At 64.6% G+C, this 14,143-nt stretch carries 9 protein-coding genes and 1 pseudogene; 4 read left to right on the top strand and 6 right to left on the bottom strand.

The genetic code is table 11. The features are described 5' to 3' along the window. Positions 1 to 123: 123 nt before the first annotated feature. The 4 genes and pseudogenes from istB to H7F49_RS19495 form a co-directional block, all read right to left on the bottom strand. Positions 124 to 882, bottom strand: a pseudogene (istB, locus tag H7F49_RS06780) (IS21-like element helper ATPase IstB); the annotation flags it as partial. Further along, positions 879 to 2,138, bottom strand: a complete 1,260-nt coding sequence (gene istA / locus H7F49_RS06775) for an IS21 family transposase (protein WP_185682811.1) — start codon at positions 2,136 to 2,138, stop codon at positions 879 to 881. The pseudogene istB and the gene istA, both read right to left, overlap by 4 nt. A 149-nt stretch (positions 2,139 to 2,287) precedes the next feature. Continuing rightward, positions 2,288 to 3,616, bottom strand: a complete 1,329-nt coding sequence (locus tag H7F49_RS06770; RefSeq protein ID WP_185682810.1) for a HipA domain-containing protein — start codon at positions 3,614 to 3,616, stop codon at positions 2,288 to 2,290. After that, complete coding sequence (locus tag H7F49_RS19495; protein ID WP_185682809.1) at positions 3,616 to 4,059, bottom strand: helix-turn-helix transcriptional regulator; 444 nt, start codon at positions 4,057 to 4,059, stop codon at positions 3,616 to 3,618. The genes H7F49_RS06770 and H7F49_RS19495 overlap by 1 nt, the downstream gene beginning before the upstream one ends. A gap of 857 nt (positions 4,060 to 4,916) precedes the next feature. Here H7F49_RS19495 and H7F49_RS06760 point away from each other — a divergent pair. Together H7F49_RS06760 and H7F49_RS06755 are read left to right on the top strand one after the other, a co-directional pair. Then, complete coding sequence (locus tag H7F49_RS06760; RefSeq protein ID WP_185682808.1) at positions 4,917 to 5,264, top strand: hypothetical protein; 348 nt, start codon at positions 4,917 to 4,919, stop codon at positions 5,262 to 5,264. 42 nt (positions 5,265 to 5,306) lie between these two features. Then, complete coding sequence (locus H7F49_RS06755; protein WP_185682807.1) at positions 5,307 to 5,747, top strand: hypothetical protein; 441 nt, start codon at positions 5,307 to 5,309, stop codon at positions 5,745 to 5,747. A 596-nt stretch (positions 5,748 to 6,343) separates the two neighbouring features. Here H7F49_RS06755 and H7F49_RS06750 read toward each other — a convergent pair. Then, positions 6,344 to 7,627 carry an aminotransferase class V-fold PLP-dependent enzyme gene (locus H7F49_RS06750; protein WP_214647686.1) on the bottom strand — a complete coding sequence of 428 codons (1,284 nt, stop codon included), beginning with the start codon at positions 7,625 to 7,627 and terminating at the stop codon, positions 6,344 to 6,346. A gap of 139 nt (positions 7,628 to 7,766) precedes the next feature. Continuing rightward, positions 7,767 to 9,857, bottom strand: coding sequence for a TonB-dependent receptor plug domain-containing protein (locus H7F49_RS06745; protein WP_185682805.1), 2,091 nt, complete (start codon positions 9,855 to 9,857; stop codon positions 7,767 to 7,769). Between the two features lie 279 nt (positions 9,858 to 10,136). Between H7F49_RS06745 and H7F49_RS06740 the strand changes: the two genes are divergently transcribed. Continuing rightward, positions 10,137 to 12,050, top strand: a complete 1,914-nt coding sequence (locus tag H7F49_RS06740; RefSeq protein WP_185682804.1) for a methyl-accepting chemotaxis protein — start codon at positions 10,137 to 10,139, stop codon at positions 12,048 to 12,050. Positions 12,051 to 12,149: 99 nt separating this feature from the next. Beyond that, entirely contained in the window at positions 12,150 to 13,613 is a 1,464-nt protein-coding gene (locus H7F49_RS06735) for a hypothetical protein (protein ID WP_185682803.1), read from the top strand. Positions 13,614 to 14,143 lie beyond the last annotated feature (530 nt).

The following is a 14,143-nucleotide window of genomic DNA, read 5'->3' as shown; positions in this document are numbered from 1 at the left end:
ACAGGCACCCGGCAGAGAGTGACTCCGGTGTGTCGGGATCGACTACGGGCTACGCCCTCCGCCGATCCCGACACACCGCATTCTCATCTTGATCGTCGCGCCTTCTCACCCTGATCGTCGCGCGACAAGCGCGGCGTGCTCGCGCATGCGGTAGCTTGATCCCTCGATCTGGATGACCACGGCGTGATGAAGCAGCCGGTCGAGCAATGCGGTGGCGACGACCGGATCGCCGAACACGTCGCCCCATTCCGAGAAGCCGCGATTGGAGGTCAGGATCATCGCCCCCTTTTCGTAGCGGGCGTTGACCAGCTGGAAGAACAGGTTGGCGCCGCCTGGCGTGACCGGGAGATAGCCTATCTCGTCCACCACCAGCAGCGATGCACGGGTGAGGAAGCGGATGCGTTCGCGCAGGGATCCTTCCCGTTCCGCCTTGACGAGCTGGGCGATCAGATCGGCAAGCGGGATGAAGTAGACGCTCTTGCCCGCCCGCACAGCTTCGACCGCGAGTGCCGTCGCGATATGGCTCTTGCCGGTGCCCGGCGGCCCCAGCAGATGTACGACCTCCGCGCGGTCGATGAAGTCGAGGCCGGCGAGAGTCATGACGCGGTTGCGATCGAGCGAAGGCTGGAACGAGAAGTCGTAACCCGCCAACGTCTTCACAACGGGCAACCGCGCCATGCGCAGCGCGGCTTTCACGCGGCGGTTTTCGCGCAGCGAGGTTTCCTCGCCGAGCAGGTCGTCGATCGCCTCGATCCCGTCGATCTGGCCCTGCTCGATACGGCGAAGCGTGACGTCGAGCATTTCGAGAGCGCGTGGCATCTTGAGGCTGACCAGGCTCTTGCGGATGGAGTCCACCCGCGATGATTGCGGGACGTCTGTCATGGCCGCTGCTCCATCGCCAGGCCTGCCCCGATGGCGTCATAGATCGCCAGCGGGCGTCGTGGAACGAAGTCACCGATCCGGCCAAGGGTCATTCCCCCGCGGTGATGGTCCAGTGCTCTCTGAGGGCGTCCTGTGCGGTGGCGGCGATCGATGCGATACTGCTTACGGCCTTCCAGCACGGGATGTTCGGCCACTACCACGCCGCCATCAAGCACCCGGATGATGTCCGGCGTCTGCTCGACCTCGACGATCCGTCGGGTCCGGTCCGGAACACTGTAGTAGTTGCCGCCGACGGCCACGAGGCCGTCACTGCTGACGCGGCGTTCGAGCCGAAGAACAGCATCGAAGCGGTGCTCGGGCAGGTGCTGCAGTTCGCTCTGTTCTTCGGCGAAGGCTTCGGCAACGATGCGCTGGGTCGTACCATGCACCCGCACATTGGCAACAGTACCAAGCCAGTCGGCCAGCTGGGCATTGAGGTCCTCCAGGTTGCGGAAGCTGCGCCCCAGGAAGAAGTCCTCCCGGATATAGCGGAACGGCCGCTCGACCTTGCCCTTCGTCTTTGCCCGATAAGGGCGGCAGGCCCGAGGCTGGAAGCGGTAATGCTTCGCCAGCGCCAGGAGGGACGTGTTGTAGACGATGTGCCCCTGGTCATCCTCGCCGGTAACTGCGGTCTTCATCCGGTCGTAGAGGATCTCGATCGGCACGCCGCCGATTGCCTCGAACGCCTGGCAATGGCAACGCAGCAGAGTCTGCAGGTCCTGATGCAGCACATAGCGCGCGAAGATGAAGCGCGAGTAGCCAAGGACCAGGCTGAACAACCAGACGATCCGTGTCGAGCCCGGTTCGTCCGTGAACTCGACAACGAACCTGGCAAAGTCGACCTGGGCCTGCAGGCCGGCCTTCGTCTCGAACCGGACCTCGTACGGCTTCGGATCGTGATCGGGACGGATCGCCGCGAGGTATCGCTTCACCGCCGTATAGGCGCCAACATAACCCATTTCGCGGATTTCGCGGGTCAGCCGCGTCGCTGTCAGTTCCGGGAACGCGATCACCCGTTCGCGCAGGAACTCCATGTACGGCGCGATCTTGCTCGGACGGCCGCTCTGGCGCGGCCCATAGACCGGCACCTCGATCCCGCGCTCGACATATTTGCGCACCGTCTTTGGGTCACGCCCTGTTCGGCGCGCAATGGCGGTCACCGACAACCCCTGCCGGTGCAATTCCAGTATCATCATAGCTTCTCCAAGTCGGATCATCGGCGCCGCCTCCCTGAGGAGGTTGTCGCGCCAATCTTGGCTCCGCCCAAGCTGCCGGGGTTAGTCGAGCATCTTGTAATTGGTGAGCAGGATGGTCAAACCGACTGGCGCTAGCTCACGGCTCACATGCGCACCTGGATGGGTCGTCACTAGCTGAGATTCCATCCACCGCCGCGCACAACGTGCGCATCACGTTCCCGCAAGGCGAGATCAAGACCCAGCTCCGCGTTCAGCAGTGTAGCCACCTCGCCGATGAGATTGTCGAGAGGCCGCATCTCTTGCGAGAAGTTGGCGGACAGGCCTTCTATGGTTTCAAGGAGCTCTCTTGCTGTTGAAACCAGGATCCTTCTCGCGCCAGCAGCAGGAATGCCAAGAGCGACGGAAAAAATCTCCAAGTCGGCGGCCGTTATCTCATGGGGGAGTTGGGCATTCCCGATCCGAAAAGCGAGATCCTCGCGGAAGCCCGCAACCATCTGCACCGGCACCAAGTCATAGAATGGTGCCAGCACGGGGGCCTGACCCGGCACATGCAGGAGGGCGTGGTTCTTCGCGTGGTTGTCATTGTTTCCGACGAGCAGATTGAACAGCGTCAAACGTAGAAACTGCTCTCGGGCCAGTGCGGGCCGGTCCGTAGCATCAAGCACGCGGGCTATGGCTTCGGTATCGAAGCGGCGTCCCTCACGGCCACGCCGTTCGTACTTAAGATCGGCAGGAAGACCTAGTGCTTGCGCGAAGTCTTCCTGATGGACACGGTAAACCCGGTCTTCCTCCACCCACCGATCATAGCGGGTGATGAGCAACACCTCTTGACCCTCGACTTCCCCCGCAACACACGCGCCGACATTGAAACCGGCCTGTTGGGCCAGTGCAGTGACAAACTCTTCGTGGCGGGCTTCGTGGCGATGATTCGGGTCAGGAATCTTGAGGATGTGGGTAGTCGGTGCCCCTGAGCCTACTTTTGGCAGTCCGAACCGGTCGCCCGGCAAGGCGGCAAGCGAGATCTTCCTGCGAAAGCCTGCGACCGGCGATGGGTCGCGCATCTCTGCTGGCAGCGGGCGTCCTTGTGCAAGGCGCATGACGAGATCGGCAAAGTCCTCTTCGCTTAGGACATCGTAGTCCTGTCCGAGCGAGCCCGGACGCTTGATCGGGGGATGATCATCCGGGAGGACGCTGACCGACCCCGAGCAATCCGCGCCGACATGGGCCAGCAGGCCTACGATGTCCCCGCGATCAAGCCCTTCTCGCGCGATGACTCGTTCGAGTTGATCGTTTTCCTGCAGAAGGTTGCTGAAGAAAGCGCGCGAGATCGAATCGCCAAAGGGATCCTCGCGCAGAGGCAGGGACAACGACAGGGGAAAGTTCGCGGCAGATTGGAACCACGCCGGTGCGTAGCTGAATTGTATCACTCCGTTTTCGTCCGAATTCAGCAGACCAACAGGCTCAGAGAATGCTTCGACCCAGACGTTAAGGGAGCGCATCAGACGCGGCGCTTCTTGGCGAAGAGGTCGACACCAGCGGCTGCAGCGCAGGCTAGGACTTTATCGAACTCCAGGCTGGGCTTGCCTCCCTCGAGCTCGGAAACGAACCGGCGGCCAACACCGGCATGTGCCGCGAATTCGGTCTGGTTCATCTTCATCGCCTTGCGGGCATCACGGACCATCATCCCAAGCTCGGCAATTGATGTGAGCGGCGTGCGGGTCGTACCGACCGCTTCGGCGATGACCGATTTCGGATTTCTCTCTGCGGCGTAGAGTTGGGACGGGATCGCAACGTTGGGATGCAGCGCCTTGGGCATTTCACCCCGCGCGACTAGCGGATGCTTTCCAAGTGCCGTGATCAACGCCGCACCCGAGCCCGCCGGCACCGTGCGTGATGCGAGCAGCAGGTTTGCGGCGGCCTGCAGTTTGGACTCTTTGCTCATGACCTGCACCCTTTCGGGAACATATAGGCTGAAAATTGCCCCCAAGTCAATTAATGCACCCGTTCGGGATCAGTTTTTTCATTCGCGAGCATTCTCCGGAAATTTGCTACCGTTCGGGAGCGACATAGCTGCTACGGCTTCGAGCACCTCTGCACCACGCACCACGCACCACGCACCACGCACCACGCACCACGCACCACGCACCACAACGCGGTGAGCTATTCTGACTGGCCTGCATCCCTCCATTTCGAGGTCATAAACAGCTTTCAACCCTGAGGCAGAAGGGATCGCTAGAGAACAACTGGAACATGCTGGAACGTTCCATGAACGATTTTTCGTGGGCCTTTCGGTCCTTTCAAGCTACAATTTTCTGCTTTTGTTCACGGTTAGAGAATGCCGGAAATCCGCCACTTTTTGAAGATTCGAGTCCCATGAAAAGACTCGAACCTCTAAGCCACATTGAAATGCGGGCTTTTCTGCGGGCCTTCGCAAAAACCACATCGCCTATATTGCTGTTATATCAAACAAAATATAACGATAGGCTTGAGGTCCGGCCATAACTTGGCATAGCCTAGGCCGAGCATGGCGACCTCTTTGTGAGTTCGGCGTTGGCCGGCGCACCTGTTGCGTGATCGCACATTGCCAGCAACACTTCGCCGCTTGCTGAGGCCGTCACCAACGAGTGCATCCGCGGAGGCTCGTCGCAGATCTGATCACCGAACGTTTTCGAAATGTCCTGTCAATTGTATAGGCACTTGTAACGTTTTGACCTTAGCCTAGCGAAGGGGCTCAAGAGATGCCTAGCGGCAAGCCACCAGGACAAGGGAAGCTAAGTGCTTGGGCAAGCAATATCCGGTTTGACCCTTGCCGCCGCACTGACCGGTTGCGGTCCAGCCAGGCTCGACGGACCGCTCACTCAGACCCAACTGGATGACATACAGTCCGCGTGCGGGATATCCGGTGCCAAGCTTGTCTCTGCCGAAGCGCACGCCAAGGTGCAGATCCGGATCGAATTGCCAGAGGGTGCCGGTGACGGCGATATCGTCGCCATGCTCCTCAAGGGTAAGTGCCTGGAGGACCGCCTGACTGCACTAGGGGTCGATCATCACGTCGGGCTTAATCTCAACGCGTCACGCGATAGCCTCGAGATGCAGGACGAGTTCGCACGAGACATGAAGTCCGGAATCGACCAGGCCATTCGCTAAATCCGACGATGACCCGTGAACCGGAACGCAAAGGGAGTGCCGATGTCCAAAACCATGAGGATCGCAGCCCTGGCGACCTGTTTGCTGCTGATCGCAGCGCGTCCGGTCACACCTTCGCTGCAGGGCGAATACCAGAGCGATTGCGCTCCCAACGACGGCCCAGCCTTCATCATCATCCTGCCGGCAACAGTGCAGCAGGGGGAATTCTGGCTGAGGGCCAATGCCCCGTTGGCACGCATCGCAGGTCGCTGGTCGCATGTGCAGGAGATGGGGGTGCGCCCTGGCCTGGCCATGATCCAGCTGTGCCGCAAGACTCCTAACCTGGTCTGCGAGAGCCCCAGCTCCGGGTCCTTCACGATAAGGGGGAAGCCCGGCGGGACTCTTACCGGCTCCTTCGAGGCCCAATTTGGCAAAGCCCAACGCCAGTCCTATCGCTTTACCGCCCGCCCAGCCCGTCTGGCCGAACCAGTGATCTGCGGCTAGGGTATCCGCGATGCGCCAGCCGGAGATTGCGAACAACATCGATCGACTTTGAGCAAGGCGTTAGCAGTGACGTGGAGCTGATTTGGCAGTCAGCGTTCAGGCGACAGCATGGTGAACGTGGTCACTGAGGCTCGCTCTGGAGATGTCGATTGTCTCTGGTGAGATGTCACTCATCTTGTTTGGAGCGGCATGATACTCGCCCCGCCCTACAACCCCTGTGTCCGTTAAGGCCTGATGGAAAAAAAGAGCGATCCCACTCTAGCCTGGTCCCTTAAGGATGCTGCAGATCAGGCATCGGTAAGCCCTTCTGACGTTGGTTGGAACACCATGGAACAGCTATGTGGGTCACAGGTACGGACTCAAAATTGCTCATGGAAACGGACGAAAATTCCTTGGGGCAACGCTAGGGGCAACACATATTTTTAGCGCCATAAATGCATATTTTTTCAATATTTTAAAACGCTTTATCGAGTCACGTAAGCGCACCATTCTTCCTCAATCAGCACCCTGCTCCCATCAAGGCGGGTTAGGCGTTCGCCAGCCTAGGGCACCTGGCTGTCCGGGTGCTTGCTGTCGGGCCGAACTGTGATCCATGGTCAGCGGGCGGACCGGCCGGGGGTCGGGACCAGGGCTTGCAGCGCCTGGGCCAGTCTGTCGCAGTCGGCCAGGTTGTTGGCGAGCGCGGGCGTCACGCGGATGCAGGCGCCCTGGTCCAGGCCTTGCCGGACGACCGTAAAGATGCGGAACTCGTCGAGCAGCCGTGCCGCCAGCCGCTGATGATCGGCGAGGCCAGGTGATCCCTTGATGCGGAAGGCGGTGATCGCCCCGTGCAGGCTGGGGTCGTCCGGGGTCAGGATGTCGATCCCCCGGTGTTCGCGCAAAGGGAGGACCCAGCGATCGCGCAGCGCGCGGAGCCGCGCCGCTCGGGCCTCCGCGCCGATGGCGTTCTGGAAGGCGATGGCCCGGGGGACGGTCAGCACGGCCGCGAAGTCGATCGTGCCGGTGTGGACCAGGGCATCGATCCCGTCCGGCTCGGCCGGGTCGGCGGCGGGATGGCGGGCGAATTCGCGATGGCGGCCGCCCCGCACGATCATCGCGCCGACGCCGAGCGGCGCCCCGATCCACTTGTGCAGGTTCACCCCGACGAAATCGGCCTCGATCTGCGGGACGGTGAAATCGAGCTGGCCCAGGCTGTGCGCGGCATCGACGATGACCTCGGCCCCGCGTGCCCGGGCCAGCCGGACGATCTCGGCGACCGGCAGGACCAGGCCACTGCGATGGCCAAGATGGGTCAGCAGCAGCAGGCGGACATTCGGATGGGCCGCCAGGGCTGCGGCGTAGCCATCGATCAACTGCTGGTGGCTGGCGGGATGCGGCAGCGCAATGCGGATCACCTCAACCCCGCGCAGCGCGCCGAGCGCGGCCATGCAGTGCTGCATCGCATCGTAATCGTGATCGGCATAGAGCACCGCATCGCCGGGCCGCAGTCCGCGGTAACCCATGATCAGGGTGGTGAGCGCCTCGGTCGCGTTGCGGGTCAGCGCCACCTCCCCGGGGCCGACCCCGAGCAGATCCGCCACACCGCGCCGGACCCCCTCGAGGTCCGCGCCCATGGTGGTGCGGGCATAAAGGCTGGTGTCGCGGTTCACCCGTTCGACCATGCGGGCATAGGCTTGCCGCACCGGGCGGGCCATGGCGCCCCAATTGCCGTGCTCCAACTGGATCACGTCCGGCGGCTGGTCGAATTGCGCCGCCAGGCCCTGCCAATAGGCCTCGTCCCGCGGACCGGTGGCCGAGAATCGGGCCTGCGCCGCGCGGCTTTCGACCGCCGGCAAGCCCGCCACTCCCACCGCGGAGGCCAGAAACCGACGCCGCTCCATCACCAGATCCCGATCATCATAGGCTCATCCCGATCCGTGCATGGCCGGCTGGCCGGGACTGTATCACAGGGTTCGCGGTTCATCATACGGTGCGCGGCACAAGTCCCGAAAGGGAAGCCGGCCCGGTCAGCCACCCGAGTCAGAAGGTGCCGCGGACCGAGAAGCTGAAGATGGCGCCGATCATCCGGTCACGGTCCTCGATCGAGGCGATCGGGCTGGCGTTGCGGAGACCTTCATAGAAGGTGCGCTGGCGACGCGAACGGGCGTTCCAGATGTTGCGCACCTCGCCGCGCAGGGTCAGGCCCATCACGTTCTTGTTCTCGACGAACACCGAGGCGAAGATCGGACCTTCGTACAGCCGGTCCACCTGGCTGCTGCGATAGCTGGGCAGGACATGGTTGTACTCCATGTCGCCGCCATAGGCCCAGGCGGACTTGGGAATGTCCTGCCGGAAACCCAGCTCGATCACGCGGTCGACGAACCCGCTCCATGCCCGCTGCTCGCCGGTGAAGGGATCGCGCACACTGGAATCCTGCAGCACCACGCGCGAGGTCAGGCGGGCCCCCTTCCACCCGGCCGGATCGAACTGGACCGTGCTGGTCCAGTCGATCGCCCCCGCCCATGAGCTCGGCAGGTTGCCCACCCCCTCGCCTCCCGGCACGGGGATCACGTCGACATAGTCCTGGACGTCCCGGTAGATCACCCGCAGCTTGCTCGAACCCCACGGCCCCAACCGCTTGTTGGCCTCGAACTCGACGGACCAGTCCTGCTGCGGGCGCAGCTCGGCGTTGCTCGCGTTGGCCCGGTCATCGTTGAGGAAGGCCCGGGCCAGGAAATCGTAGAAGTCGAGCTGCAGGATCCGGCGCCGCAGACGCAGGGCGGCATCGAAGCTGTCCGATGGCTTCCACAGCAACGAGAACGAACCCTTGGGTCGCACGAAGGTGCGCCTCAGCCCGCCCGGCGAGGTCTGGCTGATGGTCGAGCGCTCGGCGCCTGCGATCAACTGGAACGACAAGCGGCGGCTGAGCGGCCGGCCGAAGCTGAGCAGCCCTTCATAGCGGTTCTCCGCCACCCCGCCCGATCCGCCGGCCAGCGGGGTGTCGACGAACTGGCCCGATGCGTCGATCAGGCCGGTCGAGGCGGCGCTGGTCAGCCGGTTGAACGCACCCTCGCCCGACAGTTGCCAATCGCCGCCCAGCATCTTCCATGAGTACTCGCCCCGTGCGATGGTCTCGCCGGTGCGGCCGAGCTGGGTGAAGCGGTCACCGGTGCGCGGCGCGCCATCGGCATAGGTGACGATCACGGTCTGGGCGAAGGGTTCACGGCTGGAGCGGCGCAGGCCGATCATCTTGAGCCGGCCGGGGCCGGCGCCGAACTCGACATCTCCGCCCACTTCGTACGTCCAGCGATCCGCCGTGGTCAGGACCGTGCGGCGGCGATCGGCCTGGCCGGGCAAGCGCCGCAGGCCGTCCTCGTCATACGTGTCGTAGATCTGCTGGTACTGGAGATTCAGGTTGGCGATGGCATCGCCCGGCAGGTCGAAAACGAAGCGGCCGGTCAGCTTGGGCTGGTCGTAATGCGTGTTCCAGATGTCGAAGCGCCGTTCGATCACCTGCCCGGTCGGTCCCGAGATGGTCGTCGGCCCCCCGGCGCCGCTGCGCGCGGCATCGCTGTTATCAAGCCCGAGCTGATAATCGATCGGTCCCGCCCGCCCGCTGACGGACACGTTGGCCCGGGTCAGCAGGGGATCGGTGAAATGGGTGCGCACCTGCGGACGCCAGGCGAACTGGCCGGACAGGGCCCTGGCGGAGAAGACGACATTGGCGACCTGCCCCGAAAGACCGGGGAGGCCCAGCGTCGCGCCATCCAGAATCTCGATCCGCGTGACCGTGTCGGCGGGAATGCGGGCCAACTGGGTCTCCAGCGAATCCGCCTTCGATGATGGCCGCTGGCCGTTGAACAGGACGTTTCCGGTCGCCTGCCCCAGGCCCCGCAGTTGTTCGCTGTCGCGGATCTGGAATCCGGGGACCTGGACCAGCATGTCGAAGGCGTTGCGCGGGGCAAACCGCTGAAAATCGGCCGGGGTGAAGGTCTGCCCGCTTCCCGCCGGAGCGGGCGGCTGGCCGGCCTGTGACCCCGTGGTGGCCGTGGGTTCCGGGGCGGATGGAGCGGCCATCGCGGGGATGGGACCGAGCGCCACGATCACCACCGGCAGGAGCGCGCGTCTCATGGCCCCACGCCCGCGCGCCGGATTGTCGATGGCAGCCGGAGGTTTCCGGACAAGGGCTGGGTGGGGTTGGACACCAAGGCGTGTTATTGGCACAATACAGTGTCTGCAAGCCTTTATCGGCGAACCGTTGGCCGCAGCCGTTCGAGACGGGCGTGGGCGGATCCAACAGCACAAGTCATAAGACGGCTTGTTTCGGTAAGTACACATGCGGCCAAAAGAAATTTTCAGTTGCAAGGCTCTATGCAGCATCTCCAGTCGAAGAATTTGGGACCACTTGCGATGATCCAGACTCAGGCTCGGAACGGTGTTCGCGCGCTGATTGCGTTGCTGCTGCTGGCCGTGGCGATCGGCGGCGTGGCCGTCTCGCAGATCCGCTTCGGCGGCCCGATCTCGCGGGCGACCGCGCTGCAGGACGAGTTGCTCGCCGATATCCTGCCGCCGCCGGCCTTCGTCGTCGAACCCTATCTGCACGCCACGCTGATCACCACCAATCCGGAGACCACGACGAAGGCGCTGGAACAGATCGACGGCAACCGCGCCGAATATCGCAAGCGTCACGAGTACTGGAAGACCGCGCCGATCCCCGAAGAGCTGCGCGCCGAGCTGGAACAGTCGCTGGCCAAGGCCGACGCCTTCTGGGAGACGATGGACAACCGCTTCATCCCGGCGGTGAAGGCTGGCGACCTGGCCCAGGCCGCAAACATCCGCAACACCGAGCTGGGGCCGCGCTTCTGGGCCCAGCACGATTCGATCGACCAACTGGTTACTGCCTCGGGCCGGTACCGCGCCGATCTGGTGGCCAAGGGCCAGCGCACGACCATCCTGGCGATGACAGTGGTGGCCCTGCTGGCCGCGGCGATCATGGCGATGGTCTGGCTGGCGGGCCGCCTGATCCGCACCCGCATCGTCGCGCCGCTGGCCGACACGGCCGAGGCGATCAACGCCATGGCCGCGGGAGACTATGCCCGGCCCGTTTCGGGTCAGGACCGCCAGGACGAGATCGGCACCGTGGCACGGGCCATGGAAACCTTCCGCGAGGGCGCCATCGCCCGGGCCCAGGCCGAAGAGCAGCAGCGCGAGGTGGTCCGCGCGCTGTCGCAGGCGCTCGATCACCTGGCGGACAAGGACCTGGAGTATCGCATCGATAACCAGTTCCCCACTGCCTACGATCCGTTGCGGATCAACTTCAATCGTGCGCAGGAGGCCCTGCGCGAGGCGATCGGAACGGTCCGCGTCAGCGCCCGCGGAGTGATCACCTCGATCAACGAGATCCGCGCCGCATCGGACGACCTGGCCCAGCGCAACGAACAGCAGGCCGCGAACCTGGAGGAGACCGCCGCGGCGATGAACCAGGTGACCGGATCGGTCGCCGCGACCGCAGCCGGGGCCAATTCGGTTCAGCTTTCGATCGCCGCCGCCCACGGCCAGGCTTCGGAAGGCGGCCGCGTGGTCGAAAGCGCCGTCGCCGCGATGGCGCAGATCGAGGAATCCTCGCAACAGATCTCGCAGATCATCACGGTGATCGACGGGATCGCCTTCCAGACCAACCTGCTGGCGCTCAATGCCGGGGTCGAGGCGGCGCGCGCCGGGGAAGCCGGCAAGGGCTTCGCCGTCGTCGCCAACGAGGTCCGCGCCCTGGCCCAGCGTTCCGCCGATGCCGCCCGCGACATCCGCGAGCTGATCTCCAACAGCTCGGCCCAGGTCGAAAGCGGGGTGGCGCTGGTGGGAGAGACCGGCACGCGCCTGCGCGAGATCGTGGGCCGCATCGGCGAGATCAATGCGCTGGTGGCCGAAATCGCCAGCTCGGCCGAACAGCAGGCGCAAAGCCTGCAGCACATCAACGGGGCCGTGCTCGAGATGGATCGCATGACCCAGCAGAATGCAGCCATGGTCGAACAGTCGACCGCCGCAACCCGGGCCCTCAACACCGAAGCCGACTGCATGATGGAGCTGGTGTCGGCCTTCAAGACCCGCGATGCGGCGCGCCGTGCGGGGATTGGCGCCCAGTCCAAGCGCCGCGATACGGCCGTGGCCAGCGCCCCGGCGGCGGGCCCGGCTCGTCAGACTGCCCCGGCCCCAGTCCCTGCCCCGGCCCAGGTCGTGCGCGCCCCGGCCATCCCCGCAGCGCCGCCGCTCGCGGTCGCCGGCAATCTTGCCGTCGCCGCACCGGACGACGACTGGAGCAGCTTCTGATCGCCCGGGTTGGATCGATCGTTTACCAATCCGACAGGCGAAGGACGTAAACCCCGCCTGGCGCCTGATCCGGGGCGTGCGAACCGTGGAGCCGCCGGCTTGTCCCTTCGTCCCAAACCGCTGATCGCCACCATGGTCCTGGCGCTGAGCTGCGTGGCGCTTCAGCCCGGGCCATCCGGGGCGGCGGACCCGGGCCAGCGGCGGGCTGCCGGACAGCCCCCGGCCCAGCCCTCGGCACCGCCCACCGTCCTGCCCTTTGCCGCGGCCCTCACCGATCCGGCCGAAGCGGACACGCTTTACCCGTTCTACATGCCCATGCGCGGACTGCGCCGGCCCGCAGTGCGGCTGATGGTCAAATGCGATGCTTCGCGCGCGGCCGGACGCGAAGTCTATGCCGGACGCGGGGCGGATTCGCTGGGCGGTCGGGTCGAAGGCGGGTTCGAATTCGTGTATGAGGCCCTGGACGGCACCGGTCGACCTTGCGTCTACCCGTTCTCGCCGTGGCAGCCGCAAATCGTCGGGTCCCTGGACGGCACGCAGTACATCGTGCGCTCGTCCATCCCCGGCCGCCGGGTGACCTTCCGCACCGACGATCAATGGGCCACGCTCGGCCCGCGGCTGCTCGATTTCGGGCCGCAGCGGGTCCACTTCGAACTGCGCGACGTCGAGCTCGACTTTCCTGGCGCGATCCAGCCCAAGGGCGCGCTCTACCCCGAAGCCTATGGCGGGTCGGGGCCAGGCCTGTTCACCGTGGTGATCCGCCGCTCGCGCATTTACGGCGGCAAGAACGCCCTGTTCCTGCCGAGCGGGCAGACCATGCTCTATGTCGAGGACAGCGATTTGGCGGGCAACGTCGGGACCAACACCGATCAGGAGCACACCACCTACCTCAACGGCATCCTGGTCTCGCACCTGCGCAATTCGGTGTGGCATGGCCAGAAGGCCTGGCAGGACCAGGCCAGCGGGCACCAGTTGAAGGACAAGGCCTACCTGCGCGTCTACGAGAACCTGACAGTCTCGAACGTGCCGGCCGCATCGACCCCCTCGGCCATGCCGCTGATCGACGCCTCCTCGTTCGGCTTCACCTGGTCGAACAACCTCAGGCTGCTGCGCGTGGCGCCGGCCCAGGCCGTGCGGGACAGCCTGGTCGATCTGCGCGCCGAGATCCTCTATGGCGATCCGCGAAACTATCCCTGGCCGGTGCTGGTGACGCCCGACTGGCGCATGCCGGCAGCCCCGCTCTCCGCGCTGGACAAGGTCTATCTCTCCGTCTTCCAGAACACGACTGTGGAGAGTTACCGCACCGAACCCTTCATCTTCGCGCTGCGTCCGCAGGGCTTCACCGTGCGGCGCGACGGATCGAACGTGATCGAGGGGCAGGAGCAGTCGACCCGCGCCCAGCAGCGCATGGTCTCGCTGGCCTTCAACACGCGCGGCCGCTTCACCCGAGCCTATTCGCCCGAGGGATGGACCTATGCCGATCCGGTGCTGCCACCGGGCACCGAATGGGTGCGCGACCGCGATGCCTTCATCCGCCATGCGCTGGGGCTGATCGGACGCTGACCGGCGCGGCGCCCAACGGCCCGCAGGGGCTAACGAGGCGTGGACAGGTTGCAATGAGCGTTTGCGCCCGAAGTCGGACCTTTGTTTCCTCCCCGGTACGGGGAGGGGGACCACCGAAGGTGGTGGAGGGGCACTCTCCTTGGGGCAAGGCAGCTGGTCAAGGCGGGGTGCCCCCCCACCATCCTGCGGATGGTCCCCCTCCCCCGCTGGGGGAGGATCGAAGAACGTCCGCTCCCCACCCCACACGGCCATCACGTATACCTCATCCATCGTCGCCCCGGCCTTGAGCCGGGGCAGGGATTGGTTGGCAACGGCCTGGAAAGAACAGCCCTGTCCCGGGTCAAGCCCGGGACGACGATAGCTTTAGGGATGGGCCACTTTACAGGTGCGCGAATGCGTTGCGGGCGGCCTCTGCGTGTTTCTTCCAATGTCCACTCCCCACCCGCACCGGACCTTCATCCCCGGGCTGAATGCATCCCCCTTGGCGAGCTGTCGGGACTTGCGACTCGCAGCCGGATCACTCGATCCAT

The sequence above is a fragment of the Novosphingobium aerophilum genome, assembly GCF_014230305.1.
Lineage (GTDB): Bacteria > Pseudomonadota > Alphaproteobacteria > Sphingomonadales > Sphingomonadaceae > Novosphingobium > Novosphingobium aerophilum.
Note: the sequence above shows the minus strand (reverse complement) of the source record. Positions and strands in the feature narration are given on the sequence as shown.

Bases quoted from the DNA above. Each gene is read 5' to 3' on its own strand.
- istA (WP_185682811.1), bottom strand. From the start codon at position 2,138: ATGATCCGACTTGGAGAAGCTATGATGATACTGGAATTGCACCGGCAG.
- H7F49_RS06770 (WP_185682810.1), bottom strand. From the start codon at position 3,616: ATGCGCTCCCTTAACGTCTGGGTCGAAGCATTCTCTGAGCCTGTTGGT.
- H7F49_RS19495 (WP_185682809.1), bottom strand. From the start codon at position 4,059: ATGAGCAAAGAGTCCAAACTGCAGGCCGCCGCAAACCTGCTGCTCGCA.
- H7F49_RS06755 (WP_185682807.1), top strand. From the start codon at position 5,307: ATGTCCAAAACCATGAGGATCGCAGCCCTGGCGACCTGTTTGCTGCTG.
- H7F49_RS06750 (WP_214647686.1), bottom strand. From the start codon at position 7,627: ATGGAGCGGCGTCGGTTTCTGGCCTCCGCGGTGGGAGTGGCGGGCTTG.
- H7F49_RS06745 (WP_185682805.1), bottom strand. From the start codon at position 9,857: ATGAGACGCGCGCTCCTGCCGGTGGTGATCGTGGCGCTCGGTCCCATC.
- H7F49_RS06740 (WP_185682804.1), top strand. From the start codon at position 10,137: ATGATCCAGACTCAGGCTCGGAACGGTGTTCGCGCGCTGATTGCGTTG.